Origin of the sequence: Blautia sp. MSJ-19 (assembly GCF_018918125.1) — a bacterium.
Taxonomy (GTDB): domain Bacteria; phylum Bacillota; class Clostridia; order Lachnospirales; family Lachnospiraceae; genus Blautia_A.
In genome coordinates, this window is sequence record NZ_JAHLQA010000007.1 from 123,267 (window position 1) to 137,533 (window position 14,267).

A 14,267-nucleotide genomic window follows, 5' to 3' on the forward strand; every position below is an offset into this window, starting at 1 on the left:
GAAGAACAATGGGGAAAGAGAATAAAGTAAAACAAAAGCCGGGTTTTGCTTATGCAGCATTTGTAATGATCGTCTGCTTTGCATTTGTAATGATTCCGACGATTGTGGCTGGCGTAAACATCAGAGTCATGTTTTTACTGTCCTGGCTTCTGGCGTATCCGCTTTGTATGAAACTGGGATATACATTTAATGAACTTCAGGCAGGTATGATGAAATTTATACCGAAGTGTATCATGCCAATGTTATTGCTGCTCACGATCGGATCAGTCGTAGGAACATGGTGTGCGAGCGGTACGATAGGATATGTTATGGTACTCGGTTTGAAAATAATCAATCCGCAGTATTTTCTGGCAACTACATTTATTGTCTGTCTGGTCTTTGCATGCATGGCAGGTACAAGCTTTGGAACAGTAGGTACTGTAGGCGTTGCGCTTATGGGTGTTGCGATTGGAATGGGAATCGATCCGCTGATCGCAGCTGCATGTATCATCAGTGCGGCATTGATCGGAGATGGCGTTTCACCGATGTCAGATACTCCGAATGTCATCAGTGGTTCAGCAGGTGTGGATCTTTTTGACTCCATCGTATTTCAGCTTCCGATGACAATACCGGTTGCCCTGATTACTTTTTTGTATTATCTCATCATGGGAGCAACGGGAAAAGTACAGACAGCGGATACTTCTTCTATTCAGCAGTTGATCACAGATATTGAGGGAACATACCATATGGGTGTTGTATGCCTGCTTCCGATCCTTATCGTTCTGGTACTTCTGGTTATGAAATTTCCTACGATACCGGCATTGATGCTGGGAGCAGTTTCAGGTGGTGCGGTGGCATGGATCGTTCAGGGAGAAAGTCTGAAAGATATCATCGGATTTATGTGGAATGGTTTTGCAGTGGAATCTGAAAATGCCCTGATCGTTTCTCTTTTTACAAGAGGCGGTATCATGAGCATGGTCGGAACGGCATTGCTGTTTATCTTTTCATTTGGCTTATTTGGAATTTTAAATGAATGTCAGATCCTTGAGACTCTTGTAGAACCAATTCTTGGAAAGGTAAATGGAAGATTCAGTGGATATGTATGTACGATCCTTCTTGGATTTATTGCATTGTTTTCTTCATCTGCAAGCTTTTCTGAAGTATTTACCTGTAACATCATGAAAGAAGTTTATGAAGCAAAAGGGCTGGACAAACGAGATCTGGTCAGAGCCGCAACAGTTGGCACGTTTGCATTGCAGTTATACATTCCATATGTTCTTATGGTACAGACAGTGTGCGGTTATCTGGATGTGGATGGAGTGGCAGTAATGCGTCATTATATCACATCCCCGCTTTACCTGATCGTATGTCTCGTGATCGTTGGTTTTAATCTTGATAAAAAATTATTTAAGGGGCTGTTTAAAGAAAAATGATACGTCTGGATAATGATTATAATCACAATGCACAGGAAGAAATCCTGAAACGTCTGATGGAAACGGGGCAGGAAGGTTATGCCGGATATGGAGAAGATGTCTGGTGTGATAAGGCAGAAGAACTGATCAAAAAGAAAATTGACCGGGAAGACTGCAAAGTATACTTTTTTGCAGGAGCAACACAGGCGAATCTTGTGGTACACAAAGCAGCTCTGAACCCGGTACAGGCAGTGATTTGCCCGGACTCTGGACATATATATGCACACGAAGCCGGTTCGATCGAAGCAACCGGACATAAACTTATCCCGCTGCCAGCAAAGGATGGAAAGATCACAGCAGAACAGGTTCGTCAGAAAGCTGCCGAGTATTACGAAGCAGGCGAACCGGAATATCTCTGCGAACCCAAAATGGTGTACATTTCCTTTCCGACAGAATGGGGAACCCTATATTCCCGGGAAGAACTAAAAGCACTTTATGAAGTATGCAGACAATATGATATGTATCTGTTTGTAGACGGAGCACGCATGGGTTACGGACTTGCTTCCGAAAAAAATGATCTGACATTAAGAGATTTTGCCAGATTTACAGATATATTTTACATTGGCGGCACCAAATGCGGCGCATTGTTTGGGGAAGCCCTTGTGATCCTTAACAAAAATCTGGAAAAAAATTTCAAAACCTACATGAAACAGAGCGGTTCTGTGCTGGCAAAAGGCTGGCTTCTGGGATTGCAGTTTTATGTATTGCTGGAAAACGGTCTTTATGAGCAGATTGCAGAGCAGGCAGATGAGCGTGCCATGCGTATAAAGGAAGCATTTCACCAGAAGGGAATAGAGTCCTATATAGAGAGCTATACAAATCAGCTGTTCATGATCCTGACCAGGGAACAGGCTGCAAAAATGGCAGAAATCTGTACTTTTCAGTTTCAGATGAACCTGCCCGACGGACGGGAAGTCGATCGTTTCTGTACAAGCTGGTCCACAACAGAGCAGGAAACAGAAGAAATTATCAATGCGATCAAAGATTTATAAGTTGTAAAACAAACTCATTTTTGCCAAACCCTTTCAAGTTTTGGGAGCTGTCCGGATGGATGGCTCCTTTTTATGTTCTTGTGTATTTTTCTTGGGGCATGTATAATGAAATAACAGCAATATTTTAGCTCTATAACTGCGATATAGGCACTGCACAGTTGCAGATGGGTAAAGTATAGGAGGTGTTGGTGTGGATGATATAATGCTGACGGAAGAAATGAAATTACCACTTCCAGTTGGAATTTCGGATTATCGGCGGGCATCTGAAGAATATTACTATGTAGATAAAACTCTGATGATCAGAGATATTCTGAACGAGCGTCCTATGGTTTCTTTGTTTACACGGCCACGACGGTTTGGAAAGACCCTTAACATGGACATGCTCCGCACTTTCTTTGAAAAGACAGAGGAAGATACTTCTATATACTTCAAAGATAAAAAGATCTGGAAATGTGGAGAAAAGTATCGCGAGTATCAGGGAAAATATCCGGTGATTTTTCTTACATTTAAAGATGTAAAACGAAATACGTGGGAAGAGACATATGATCATATTTTGTTACTGATCAGTGAGGAGTATCAGCGTCACAGTGAGATTCTGGAAAGCAATATCTGTAATGAATATGAAAAGGAAATATATCGCAGAATCGCTGAAAGAACAGCTAATAGCACAGATTATATGAATTCTTTGAAGAATCTTTCTGAAATGCTTCATAAGCAGTATGGAGAAACGGCAATCATCATCATCGATGAGTATGATACTCCGATCCAACAGGGACATGTCTGCGGTTTCTATGATCAGGTAGTATCTTTTATGAGGATTTTTTTCTCCGGTGCGTTTAAAGATAACCGGCATCTGGCATTTGGATTTCTGACAGGAATTCTGCGTGTCGCGAGGGAGAGTATTTTCAGTGGATTGAATAATCTGATCGTAAATTCGGTCCTCGACAGGAAGTACAGTGAATATTTTGGATTTACCAGAGATGAAGTGGCAGAGATGGCTTCTTATTATAATGCACAGGACTGCATGGAGGAACTTTGTGAATGGTATGATGGTTATTGCTTTGGAAAAACAGAGATATTCAATCCATGGTCAGTGATCAATTATTTCAGTCATGACTGTGAAGCGAGGGCTTACTGGGTATCTACAAGCAGTAATGACATTATAGGGGAAATTCTTGCGGAGGCAGATGAAGAAATATGGAATTCGCTTACGGGGCTTTTGCAGGGGGAAAAGCTTCTGACCTATATAGATACCAGTGTAGTGTATCCGCAGATAAAGAAAAATGTTTCTTCTGTGTACAGCTTCCTTTTGATGTCGGGATATCTTAAAACTACCGGAAAAAATCAGCTGTTTGGAGCCGGATATATGTGCGAAGTGGCACTGCCGAATAAAGAAATCCTGTTTGTATATCAGAAAGAGATTCTGGACCAGTTGGAATATATGATTCCACAGACGGCATCAATAGGAGTTCAGCAGATTGAGGAAAAACAATATGATATGCAGCTTCGACAGCAGAATGTGAAACATATCATCCGATATGGCGTGGCGTTCAGTGGGAAGAATTCAGAGGTTGTAATGAAAGAAAACTAAAATCGGAGGCAGCATGGCAAAAAAGAAATTTTATGCAGTAAGACAGGGAAGAAAGACCGGGGTGTTCCTTACCTGGGATGAGTGTAAGAAGCAGGTAATGGGTTATCCGGGCGCGATATACAAGAGTTTTGGGACAGAAGCGGAAGCGAAAGAATATCTGGGAATTGGCACCCCAATAGAAAAAACTTCCTCAGACGCAGTAGAAATCTACGTCGACGGAAGTTACCACGCAGCCACGAAAGAATTTTCCTACGGAATGGTTGTTCTGATCGATGGAAGAGAAGAGAAATTTTCACAGAAAATGTCCGATCGGGAGCTGGCACAGATGCGAAATGTAGCCGGTGAGATCAAAGGAAGCGAAGCAGCGATGCAGTACGCTCTGGATCATGAGATCCCGGCAATTATCATTTATCATGATTACCAGGGAATCGCGAGCTGGTGCAACGGTGACTGGAAGGCGAATAAAGCCGGGACGATCGCATACCGAGATTTCTACCAGAAAGCGAAACAGAAAGTACACATTGAATTTCGCAAGGTTAAGGGACATTCCAATGACAAATATAATGATATGGTAGATGAACTTGCAAAAGAAGCACTTGGAATCCATTGACAAAATCCGCTATGAAGTCTTATACTATCACTGTCTCCGGCATAGCCGGAGCGAGACTTTTTGAGGAGGATACTATTATGAAAAACAACAGCAGTATCAAAACCGTGGTTGCTGTCGGAATTGGCGCAGCACTGTTCTTTGTACTCGGACGTTTTGTTGCAATACCAAGCCCGGTACCGAACACAAATATCAGTCTTCAGTATGCAGTACTTGCACTTCTGGCAGCTATGTATGGACCAGTTGCCGGCGGACTGATCGGTTTCATCGGTCACGCACTGATCGATCTTTCCTGGGGTGGAAGCCCGTGGTGGAGCTGGGTGATCACATCCGCCTTTGTTGGTGTGGTTATCGGACTTTTTGCAAAGAAACTTGATGTTCAGGAAGGAGAATTCGGCAAAGGCAAAGTTGCTGTATTCGTAGTTTCCAATGTGATCGCACATGTGATCGGATGGGTAGTTGTAGCTCCTGTACTTGACATTCTGATCTATGCAGAACCGGCAAACAAGGTATTTGCACAGGGTGTATTTGCAGCTGTTTCCAATACCGTTACAGGTGTAGTCGTTGGTGGACTTCTGATTCTGGCATATACGAAGACGATTGCCAAGAAAGGTTCCCTGGATCAGGAATAAATTATGGAGTTGCTGTTCATGGATCGTTTTATATAACAAAAGTGAACAGCAGCGTTGAAAAAGCCTTCTCATGCAGCTTTTATGGCTTGTGAAAGGCTTTTTCTATGTGAAAGTAAGTATACGGAGAAGCTGTTGATGGCAGTTTTTCTGTATAGGCAGATAGTATTCTCAAATTCTTATTTAGTAAGTATTAAAATTATTAGGTTACAATGAACAGTAATATCATAAATTTTGAGGTGTTTAAATGACTGAGAAAAAATCCCCTGTTATTTCATTCAAAGATTTTTCATTCCAGTACCGGGCGCAGAAGAAGCCCACACTTACAGGTATTGATCTGGATATTTATCCGGGAGAGAAGGTGCTGATCGCAGGTCCTTCCGGAAGTGGTAAGAGTACTCTGGCGGGATGTGTCAATGGATTGAATCCGTTTTCCAATCCGGGAGAGTGTAAGGGCACTCTGACTGTAGATGGTGTAGATGCACCACACAGCAGTATTTTTGAATTGTCTGCACATGTAGGAACTGTTCTGCAGGATCCGGATGGTCAGTTTATCGGACTGACCGTCGGTGAGGATATTGCATTTGCACTGGAAAACAGTTGTACACCTCAGAACGAAATGCATGCGATCACGAGACATGCAGCAGAACTGGTTGGAATCGAGAACCATCTGGATTACGCACCGCATGAACTGTCTGGCGGACAGAAGCAGAGAGTCAGTCTGGCAGGAGTCATGGTGGATCAGGTAAAGATCCTTCTGTTTGATGAGCCCCTGGCAAACCTTGATCCGGCAGCAGGCAAGCAGGCGATCGAGCTGATCGATGAGATTCAGAAAAAAACAGATACGACGGTTCTGATCATTGAGCATCGTCTGGAAGATGTTCTCTGGAGAAATGTAGATCGTATTGTATTGGTCAATGAGGGAAAAATCCTTGCAGATATGACGCCGGATGAACTGCTTTCCACCAGTCTGCTTGCAGACAATGGAATCCGTGAACCTCTTTACGTGACAGCCATGCGCTATGCGGGAATTGATATTACAAGAGAAAAGAAACCGGCACATGTGGATTCTGTCGTACTGGATGAAGCTGACCGGAAGAAACTGCAGGACTGGTTTGAAGCACAGCCGTTGCAGGAGGATGCTGGAGAACATGAAAAACTTCTGGAAGTAAAGAATCTGAGTTTTGGTTATACAAAAGAGCACCAGACGCTGAGAAATGTCAGTCTGTCAATTGCCAAAGGTGAGATGGTCAGTATTGTGGGACGGAACGGTGCAGGAAAATCAACATTTTCCAAGCTGGTGTGTGGATTTGAAGACCCGGATTCCGGCGAGATTACTTTCCATGGAAAAGATCTGTTAAAAGAAAATATCCGTCACCGTGCGAAATATATAGGATATGTCATGCAGAACCCGAATCAGATGATCTCCAAGACCATGATCTATGATGAGGTGGCACTGAGCCTTCAGAAATCAGGTTTGCCTGAGGCAGAGGTTCGACAGAAAGTAGAAGACACACTCAAAATCTGCGGCCTTTATCCATTCCGTAACTGGCCGGTATCTGCTTTGAGTTTTGGTCAGAAGAAGCGTGTGACGATCGCAAGTGTACTGGTACAGGACCCGGAACTGATCATCCTGGATGAGCCGACTGCGGGACAGGATTTCAAGCATTATACAGAGATCATGGAGTTTTTGCGTAAGCTCAATGAACGTGGAGTGACGGTCGTTATGATCACACATGACATGCACCTGATGCTGGAATATACACCAAGGGCACTTGTGTTTTCAGACGGACAGCTGATCGCAGACCGCAGAGCTTCTGAAGTGCTTTGTGATCCGGAACTGATCGAGCGTGCCGCTCTGAAAGAGACAAGTCTTTTTACACTGGCAAACCACTGCGAGATCACGCCGCCGGAAGCATTTGTAGAAAGATTTATCGGAGAAGACAGGGAGGTGAGAAGCCATGGCCGCTAAGACCGTACTAAATTATCTGAATCGTGACAGTGTGGTACACAAGATGACAGGAACTACCAAACTGGCATTTTTTCTGCTGTTTACGTTTGCAAGTATGATCACCTATAATACGTGGGTGCTGCTGGGGCTTTTTGCAGTCAGTCTTGCCGCATTTAAACTCAGCAAGATCAAATACCGCGAAGTGCGTTTTATGATGATCTTTATGCTTGTATTTCTGCTTTTGAATAACTTGTTTATTTTCCTGTTTGATCCGAATCAGGGAACGAACCTGTATGGGACAAGGCATGTACTTTGTCATCTGTTCTGGAGATATGATGTGACTGCAGAGCAGTTGTTTTATATGTTGAATATCTCTCTGAAATATTTTGTGGCATTGCCGGTAGCAATTCTGTTTATCTCTGCAACGAATCCGAGTGAATTTGCAGCGAGCCTGAACAGCATCGGAATTTCCTATAAGGTAGGATATTCTGTAGCAATCGCGCTTCGTTATATCCCGGATATCCAGAGAGATTATCACAGTATCAGCCAGGCACAGCAGGCAAGAGGAGTGGAGCTTGGAAAGAATGAGCATTTCTTCTCCAGGTTGAAGAACTCTGTTAATATTTTGTTGCCACTGATTCTGACAAGCCTGAATCGTATTGATACGATTTCCAATGCGATGGAGCTGCGTGGTTTTGGGAAAAACAAGAAACGTACCTGGTATACCAGGAGGCCGTTTGCAAAGAGGGATTTCATCGCCCTGGGGCTGGGCGTGGCGCTTCTGATTGTAAGCCTTACGGTAACCATTAAGTTTGGAAGGTTTTATAATCCTTTTGTGTGAAAGGATTAAAAAGGAATCAATGGCTCGAAGGGACATTGGTTCCTTTTGGTGCATTCTGGGGAATGAGAAGACCGCGAAGGGACTTGTCCAGTCCCCTCGCCCACCCCTGGGAATGTACTCGACGGAACGGGTGTAAAGGGGAAGGGTACAAGAGTTCCAGGTGGAATAAGACGGAAGAGGACTGACTTTACTGAGGATGGGAAAACCAGGAATTTATGGTAGCTGGATGACCGGTAGAAGAGTAAGTCATCTGAGAGTCCACGAAAATCGAGGCATGGAATGACAGGAAAAAGAGAAAGTCGTCTGAGAGTCCATGAAAATCGGGGCATGGAATGACTGGGAAAAGAGAAAGTCGTCTGAGAGTCCATGAAAGTTGAGGTATTTGGATGACCGGTAGAAGAGTAAGTCGTCGGAAGGTCCATAAAACTTCGGAAAATGGATGGTTTAAATGGAAACTACCCGAATAAGGGTCAATATAAGCCCTAAAATTAGATGATCGAGATAATAGTAACTTATGCGCGGGTCAACGAGTAATATGAAACTTAATATTATGTAAACTTATTGTGCCTGATTTACATTTAGTTGAATCAATAGAATGAAAAAATAGCGGGACATCTTCTCGATATGACAGAAGAAGAGTCTCGCTATCTTTATATATTGCGATACTATTTATACGAAAACCTCCCGACCTGAAACACCAGGAGAATTTTTCAAAACCTACCCCATAAAATAAAATTTCCGTCAACACTCATCCCAGGGGTTGCGAGGGGACTGGTCAAGTCCCTTCGCGGTTTTTTTGCATTCCGAATGCATAATACTGGTTACAAGGGGAATCCCCTTGACATTTCTACATTTCCGAAATGCAATCCCTTTTTAAAGGGTTATTGTATAGCAGCCTTCTTAACCTGTGCCAGTGCTTTTGCCACTGCCGGAATGGAAATCACGATCACTGTGATAATTCCTTCTGCGAGCAGATAGCTGTAGTTATACACGATAGGATAGATTGTAGTCAGGGATTTCGGGAAGTTATCCGGCATGTAGCTCATCCAGTACAGATAGCCACCAAGTGCATGAAACGCACCTCTGGCGATAACTGCCACAATGTATCCTTTAAGCAGTCCATGGCTCTGTTTTGCAAAAAATCCCGCAACGCCAAGTGCCGCGAATGCAAGAATATAATCACAGCAAACCTGGAAAAAGGAAAGTACATATGGCTCCTGGATAAACTGCAGGATTCCATAAGCAAGACCAACAGTAATGCCGGTTCCAACGCCATACCAGTTAGCAACCAGTACAATGAACAGCATACTGCACAGAGTAACACTTCCGCCCCATGGCAGAGTAAAAATCTTCAGATAAGAAGTAACAAAAGCAAGCGCCATTGCCACAGCACAGAATACAAGCTGTCTTGTAGTAAGCTTCTGTTTTTCTGAATGCTTGCCTGCAAAATAGATCGCAGCCAGGAACAGAACGATTCCGGCGATGATCGCGATGGAATATCCGGCTGTAGTCAGCCCGCCGTCGCTTGTAACCATAAAGTTAAACATAAAATAAGACCTCCCTCGTCTTCGATTGAAAACAAAGGAGATCATGAAATGTCACTGCCCGGTTCATTTGCAGTAACCTGGCAAAAATGCATTCTTAAAAATCTCATCTAACGCATCCCTACGCTGGCATTATCCAAATCAGGTTATGGGTCGAAGTTGTAAACTTCCTCTCAGCCTGTTGTACAAGCTCCCCTGTTATCAATCCGTATGTAAATTAAAATGTGAGCTACTGTTCATAGAATAAGTTTCGATGATCAGTAACAAATTATCTGAATTTTTTCAGACATGCTTATTATAAACAAAGGAAAGAGTAACGTCAAGAGCGTGAAACGACAGAACCTGCTGACAAGCCAAAGTCCAGTTGATGGTTATTTTACTCACAGTAATCTGGGAGAAATCCATTCTAAATTATCTTTTGCGTAATAACCGACTGGAAATAAGGAAAACAGCAGCCATCATTAATCCCAGCAGACTCAGAAACTTTCCAACTTTCACACCGGGAGCATGATACAGAATTACAATATGATGCTTCCCGGTGGTTATCGGAAATCCCAGAAATGCAGTATTTACTTTTTCTATGACAGTTTGCTTTCCATCTATGTATGCAGTGAAATTTTTATCATACGGAATGGAAGCAATAAAATAACCGGCCTTTGAGACATTGATACTGCCTGCGATGCAATTGCCCTTCGTCTGTTTACGGTCGACCTGAAAGACAGACTGATATAGATTACAGGATTCAGACATATCTTTCGTAAAAGCCTGCTCTGTTCCGGTATAACACCGGATATCTGTAAGTTCATAATCTCCCTTGCCAAATGTTATTGGAACAGAAGTCTGACTGGGTGAAAGCGTCATAACATAGGTGAAAATAGTATTTTCATTATAATAGATATGATTTCTTGCACTCAATTTGTTTTGAATATCATTGACCCAGATGGACATGTCATGATCAGGATTCAGGTTTTTTACCTGGAACTGCAGATAGAGATTGTACTTTCCGGGTTTCTGAGAGTCTGGAGTCGGAACCTGAATCGTTGTTTTGGACTTAGTTTTTACATGAACAGTTCCGCTGGTATCCGTATGGATCTGTGCCTGCCTGGTTTCAGTGTCAGGGACAGCAAAGATACTTTCGGATACTGTTTCAAGAAGCTTTTTTTGAATATCATCTTTTTGAACAATTTCTTTCTGGACAGAATCTTTCGTCTTTTCATTCTGTAAATTTTCTGTTTCTACATTTAAATTTTTTTCATTTCCCACGACAGCATAGTTCATCAGGGCTGTCTGGTTATATGGAAAATAAAGTTTACTATAAATTTTTTCTGACAGGATTCTGTCAGTAGCATATGCAATCGGTGCGGTGTCTGCATTTTTTGTGACAAATGGCGTTCCGTCTTTTTTCTGACGGATCTGATATTTTATTCCCATAAATCGCTGAAACAGAGGATTTTTTGCCGCACCCTGCATCAGATTGTTGCGGTACGGCAGCTCAAGCTGAAATGTTTTTGTCCGGAAATCCAGATAATCTGTATTATATGCGGAAGAATACAGAGATGATGTCCACTGACCGGGAGCCCATGTCCGATTGAGATTTGCAGCATTTTCCGGTTTTTCGCCCATTTGTTCTATTCGATAAAAAGAAGGATCTTTTTGCAGAACATCGTTTATTTCAGCAGCAGTCCGTTTGTCAGTTACTTTCGTATATTCTGTTTTGCTTACCAGTTCGTCGGAAGTGGCACTGTAAATACCATGAAACAGCATCAGGCAAATGAGCGAAGGTACAATCAGAATTGCCACCTTTCGGAATCTGTAAAAAACAATGATTAAGATCAGCATAAGGATTCCATCGGCCATAAAAAGCAGCCGTTGTCCATTGATTGTGAGGGGCGCATGGTGACTGAAAGATCCCCCAAAAATCAATAGCAAAGTCAGCCCGGCAGAAAGAAGATTTATGTGTTGTGGTATTTCGTGCTGTTCATTTTTTTGCAGGTATAAAGCGATCAGATAACAGATCAGTGGTAAAAAGGGAATAACAGCCTTGTCTCTTATATATAATCCACCATTCAGCAGCCAGGCAAACAAAGGAATGGTAATAATCACAATACATCCCACGGTAAGCAGCCGCTGATTTCGCTCTCGGTAAGTCAGACCAACGATCAATACAGTAATTGCGAGGGTGGTAAGCCCAAGCCCATAAGTACTATATGCGATGCGGGCAGGTGGAAACTGAGGAATCAGAAGATCCTGCAAAGACACAGTCAAAGTGGAAGAGTGCTGTTTTCTGCCAAAGAGCGCCAACGCAGTGGGAACCAGAAAAACTCCGCTCATGCAGACCGCTGTCAGTATGGGAAAAAGGAAGCAGATGCCATCTTTTAAAAAGTTGAACAGATGAATCTGAGGAGTAGTCTCCAGATATCGATATATACCGTAGAGTACCAGCGCGAGTATTCCACCGATGCTGAAATAAAAACTGGTCATGATCATCAGAAATACACCGGTCAGATACAGTCCTGATCTTGCTTTGACGAAATACCGGTCAATACCGATAAAAGAAAGATACAGAAACGGCATATAGTTAATGAACATGATGTGGTGACATGCATGATAGGTGACAGGACCGGCAAGCAGATACATAAATGCAACACCAAGACGGATCGTCTGTGAAAACCTGTGTTTACCCAGCCAGTAATATAGAAGACATACAGATGCAGCAATCCCCGCAATGCTGACTGCCATAATATAATCTTCCATTTTTACAAAAGGCAGCAGATAAGAAGGCAGGATCAGTGGACTGAGCAGCCCATAATAAGCGAAATTGTAAATGTTCTGACCACCGCCTAAGTTTGGTGCAAATTCGGGAATCAGTTTTCCGGTAGCATAAAACTGTTGACGAAAATAATCCGGAATAACGCTGTGCTGGCTGATCCAGTCTGTCTGTGCACCAAATATATCATTCTGTCCGGTAAACAACCAGCACAGGAAAACTGTCATAAGACATAGAAATGGATAGACCAGCCAATTTTTCTTTTTACGGATATACATGATTGAAAAATTCCTTTCAGATTTCTGAGTGTAACTTTAAAGTTCGAATCTTAAGTGCCGGTGAAATCCTTTCTTAAATTTTTTTAAATTTTACAGGTGCTCCATTTCAAAAATTTTCCACGTTTTTAAAAAATTACTATCTGTAAACTCCCCCTCTTCAATGGTAGAATTCTATCATCAGATAAAACAAACGGCCGTAACAAAAATGTCACTGTGAACTGAAAACACAGTGGTATGAAAACAAAAATTATTCTGTATCAGGGAGGAAAAATAATATGAAACGTAAAGTGGTAGCAGCGGGAATGGCAGCAATGATGGCATTTTCAGTGATGGCAGGAACAGGCGCAACGATCGTAAAAGCAGATGATGAAGTGACCTTAAAGGTCTTCTCAAACCTTCCGGACCGTAAAAACGGACAGGGACTTGTAGAGCAGATGATCATTGATGATTATATGGAAGAAAATCCAAATGTCACCATCGAAGTAGAAGCACTCGATGAGGAAGCCTACAAGACAAAATTCAAAGCCTATTCCATGGAAGGCATGCCGGATGTCGTAAGCATCTGGGGACAGCCGGCTTTCCTTGACGAAGTTCTTGACGCAGGAGTTCTTGCAGAACTGAATCAGGATGATTACAAAGATTACGGATTTATTTCCGGTTCCCTTGACGGATTTATGAAAGACGGCAAACTCTACGGACTTCCAAGAAACACAGACGTAGCAGGATTCTACTACAATCAGAAAATGTTCGAAGACAACGGCTGGGAAGTTCCGACTACATACGATGAACTCCTGACACTCGCAGGCGAGATCAAGGACAAAGATATCGTACCGCTTGCAATGGATGGCGGCGATGGCTGGCCGATGGCAGTCTACCTTTCCGACATCCTTTTCAAACTGACAGGTTCTGATTACTCAGATGTTGTAAGCAACGCGATCTCTACAGGCGATTTCTCCGATGAGAACCTCAAAAAAGCAACCGAACTTCTCAAAGAAAGTGCCGATGCAGGACTTTTCCAGAATGGTTATGATTCTCAGGATTATGGAACAGCCATGAACTTGTTCACAAATGGTCAGGCAGCAATGTTCTACATGGGAAGCTGGGAAGCATCCATGGCACTGAATGAAGATATCCCGGAGGAAATCCGTACCAATATCCGCGTATTCACCATGCCGGTGATCGACGGCGGCAAAGGAACAGCAACTGACATTGCTGCATGGAACGGCGGCGGATATGCAGTTTCCGCTGATTCCGAAGTCAAAGAAGAAGCTGTAAAATTCCTCAACTACATGTACCAGCCAGACAAACTTTCCAAATATGGATGGGAAAACGGTGTAGGAATGTCTGCACAGGATCAGAGCGCATACATGACCGGAGATGAAACAGAACTCCAGATGCAGTTTGTAGACGCAGTCAACAATGCAACAAGCGTATCCGGTACCCCGATCAACGACTGTGGACCGTCTGCATTTAAGACAAGCATTGAAAGCGAGATCCAGAGCGTATCAAACGGAAGCATCAGCGTAGATGATTTCCTTGCTGCAATCGGCGAAGCCTGCAAATAAAGCAGTGTAAGCGGTATGACCTGTAATGCATAAAAAATATGACCGCCGGTG

The 14,267-nt window shown here is 42.9% G+C and carries 10 protein-coding genes and 1 riboswitch; of the genes, 8 read left to right on the forward strand and 2 right to left on the reverse strand.

Annotated features, from left to right (window positions below; all coding sequences use genetic code 11):
- The first annotated feature begins 8 nt into the window (after positions 1-8).
- The 7 genes from KQI91_RS03705 (at position 9) to KQI91_RS03735 (ending at position 8,062) form a co-directional block, all read left to right on the forward strand.
- Positions 9-1,412, forward strand: coding sequence for a Na+/H+ antiporter NhaC family protein (locus KQI91_RS03705; protein ID WP_216391531.1), 1,404 nt, complete (start codon positions 9-11; stop codon positions 1,410-1,412).
- Positions 1,409-2,443, forward strand: coding sequence for a threonine aldolase family protein (locus KQI91_RS03710; protein WP_216391532.1), 1,035 nt, complete (start codon positions 1,409-1,411; stop codon positions 2,441-2,443). Before KQI91_RS03705 ends, KQI91_RS03710 begins: the two co-directional genes overlap by 4 nt.
- Positions 2,444-2,633: 190 nt before the next feature.
- A complete protein-coding gene (locus KQI91_RS03715; RefSeq protein ID WP_330654441.1) occupies positions 2,634-4,034 on the forward strand; it encodes an AAA family ATPase in 1,401 nt (466 codons plus the stop codon).
- A 13-nt stretch (positions 4,035-4,047) separates the two neighbouring features.
- A complete protein-coding gene (locus tag KQI91_RS03720; protein ID WP_216391533.1) occupies positions 4,048-4,644 on the forward strand; it encodes a ribonuclease H1 domain-containing protein in 597 nt (198 codons plus the stop codon).
- Between the two features lie 77 nt (positions 4,645-4,721).
- Positions 4,722-5,273: an ECF-type riboflavin transporter substrate-binding protein gene (locus KQI91_RS03725; RefSeq protein WP_216391534.1), complete on the forward strand. Its 552-nt coding sequence runs from the start codon at positions 4,722-4,724 to the stop codon at positions 5,271-5,273.
- Between the two features lie 244 nt (positions 5,274-5,517).
- On the forward strand, positions 5,518-7,242 hold the full coding sequence (locus KQI91_RS03730) for an ABC transporter ATP-binding protein (RefSeq protein WP_216391535.1): 1,725 nt from the start codon (positions 5,518-5,520) through the stop codon (positions 7,240-7,242).
- A complete protein-coding gene (locus KQI91_RS03735) occupies positions 7,232-8,062 on the forward strand; it encodes an energy-coupling factor transporter transmembrane component T family protein (protein WP_216391536.1) in 831 nt (276 codons plus the stop codon). Before KQI91_RS03730 ends, KQI91_RS03735 begins: the two co-directional genes overlap by 11 nt.
- An 881-nt stretch (positions 8,063-8,943) precedes the next feature.
- Here the strand turns inward: KQI91_RS03735 and KQI91_RS03740 are convergent.
- Both KQI91_RS03740 and KQI91_RS03745 read right to left on the reverse strand, forming a co-directional pair.
- Complete coding sequence (locus KQI91_RS03740; protein WP_216391537.1) at positions 8,944-9,609, reverse strand: energy-coupled thiamine transporter ThiT; 666 nt, start codon at positions 9,607-9,609, stop codon at positions 8,944-8,946.
- Positions 9,610-9,704: 95 nt separating this feature from the next.
- Positions 9,705-9,813, reverse strand: a riboswitch (TPP riboswitch).
- Between the two features lie 204 nt (positions 9,814-10,017).
- Positions 10,018-12,651: a YfhO family protein gene (locus tag KQI91_RS03745; RefSeq protein ID WP_253288347.1), complete on the reverse strand. Its 2,634-nt coding sequence runs from the start codon at positions 12,649-12,651 to the stop codon at positions 10,018-10,020.
- A 275-nt stretch (positions 12,652-12,926) separates the two neighbouring features.
- On the opposite strand from KQI91_RS03745, the gene KQI91_RS03750 reads away from it, so the two are divergent.
- Positions 12,927-14,216, forward strand: a complete 1,290-nt coding sequence (locus KQI91_RS03750) for an ABC transporter substrate-binding protein (protein ID WP_216391538.1) — start codon at positions 12,927-12,929, stop codon at positions 14,214-14,216.
- The last annotated feature ends 51 nt before the right edge of the window (positions 14,217-14,267 follow it).

What these genes read in the sequence shown, in the direction of transcription:
- KQI91_RS03705 (WP_216391531.1), top strand. Translation starts at nt 9, where the DNA reads ATGGGGAAAGAGAATAAAGTAAAACAAAAGCCGGGTTTTGCTTATGCA.
- KQI91_RS03730 (WP_216391535.1), top strand. Translation starts at nt 5,518, where the DNA reads ATGACTGAGAAAAAATCCCCTGTTATTTCATTCAAAGATTTTTCATTC.
- KQI91_RS03750 (WP_216391538.1), top strand. Translation starts at nt 12,927, where the DNA reads ATGAAACGTAAAGTGGTAGCAGCGGGAATGGCAGCAATGATGGCATTT.
- KQI91_RS03710 (WP_216391532.1), top strand. Translation starts at nt 1,409, where the DNA reads ATGATACGTCTGGATAATGATTATAATCACAATGCACAGGAAGAAATC.
- KQI91_RS03740 (WP_216391537.1), bottom strand. Translation starts at nt 9,609, where the DNA reads ATGTTTAACTTTATGGTTACAAGCGACGGCGGGCTGACTACAGCCGGA.
- KQI91_RS03745 (WP_253288347.1), bottom strand. Translation starts at nt 12,651, where the DNA reads ATGTATATCCGTAAAAAGAAAAATTGGCTGGTCTATCCATTTCTATGT.
- KQI91_RS03720 (WP_216391533.1), top strand. Translation starts at nt 4,048, where the DNA reads ATGGCAAAAAAGAAATTTTATGCAGTAAGACAGGGAAGAAAGACCGGG.
- KQI91_RS03725 (WP_216391534.1), top strand. Translation starts at nt 4,722, where the DNA reads ATGAAAAACAACAGCAGTATCAAAACCGTGGTTGCTGTCGGAATTGGC.
- KQI91_RS03735 (WP_216391536.1), top strand. Translation starts at nt 7,232, where the DNA reads ATGGCCGCTAAGACCGTACTAAATTATCTGAATCGTGACAGTGTGGTA.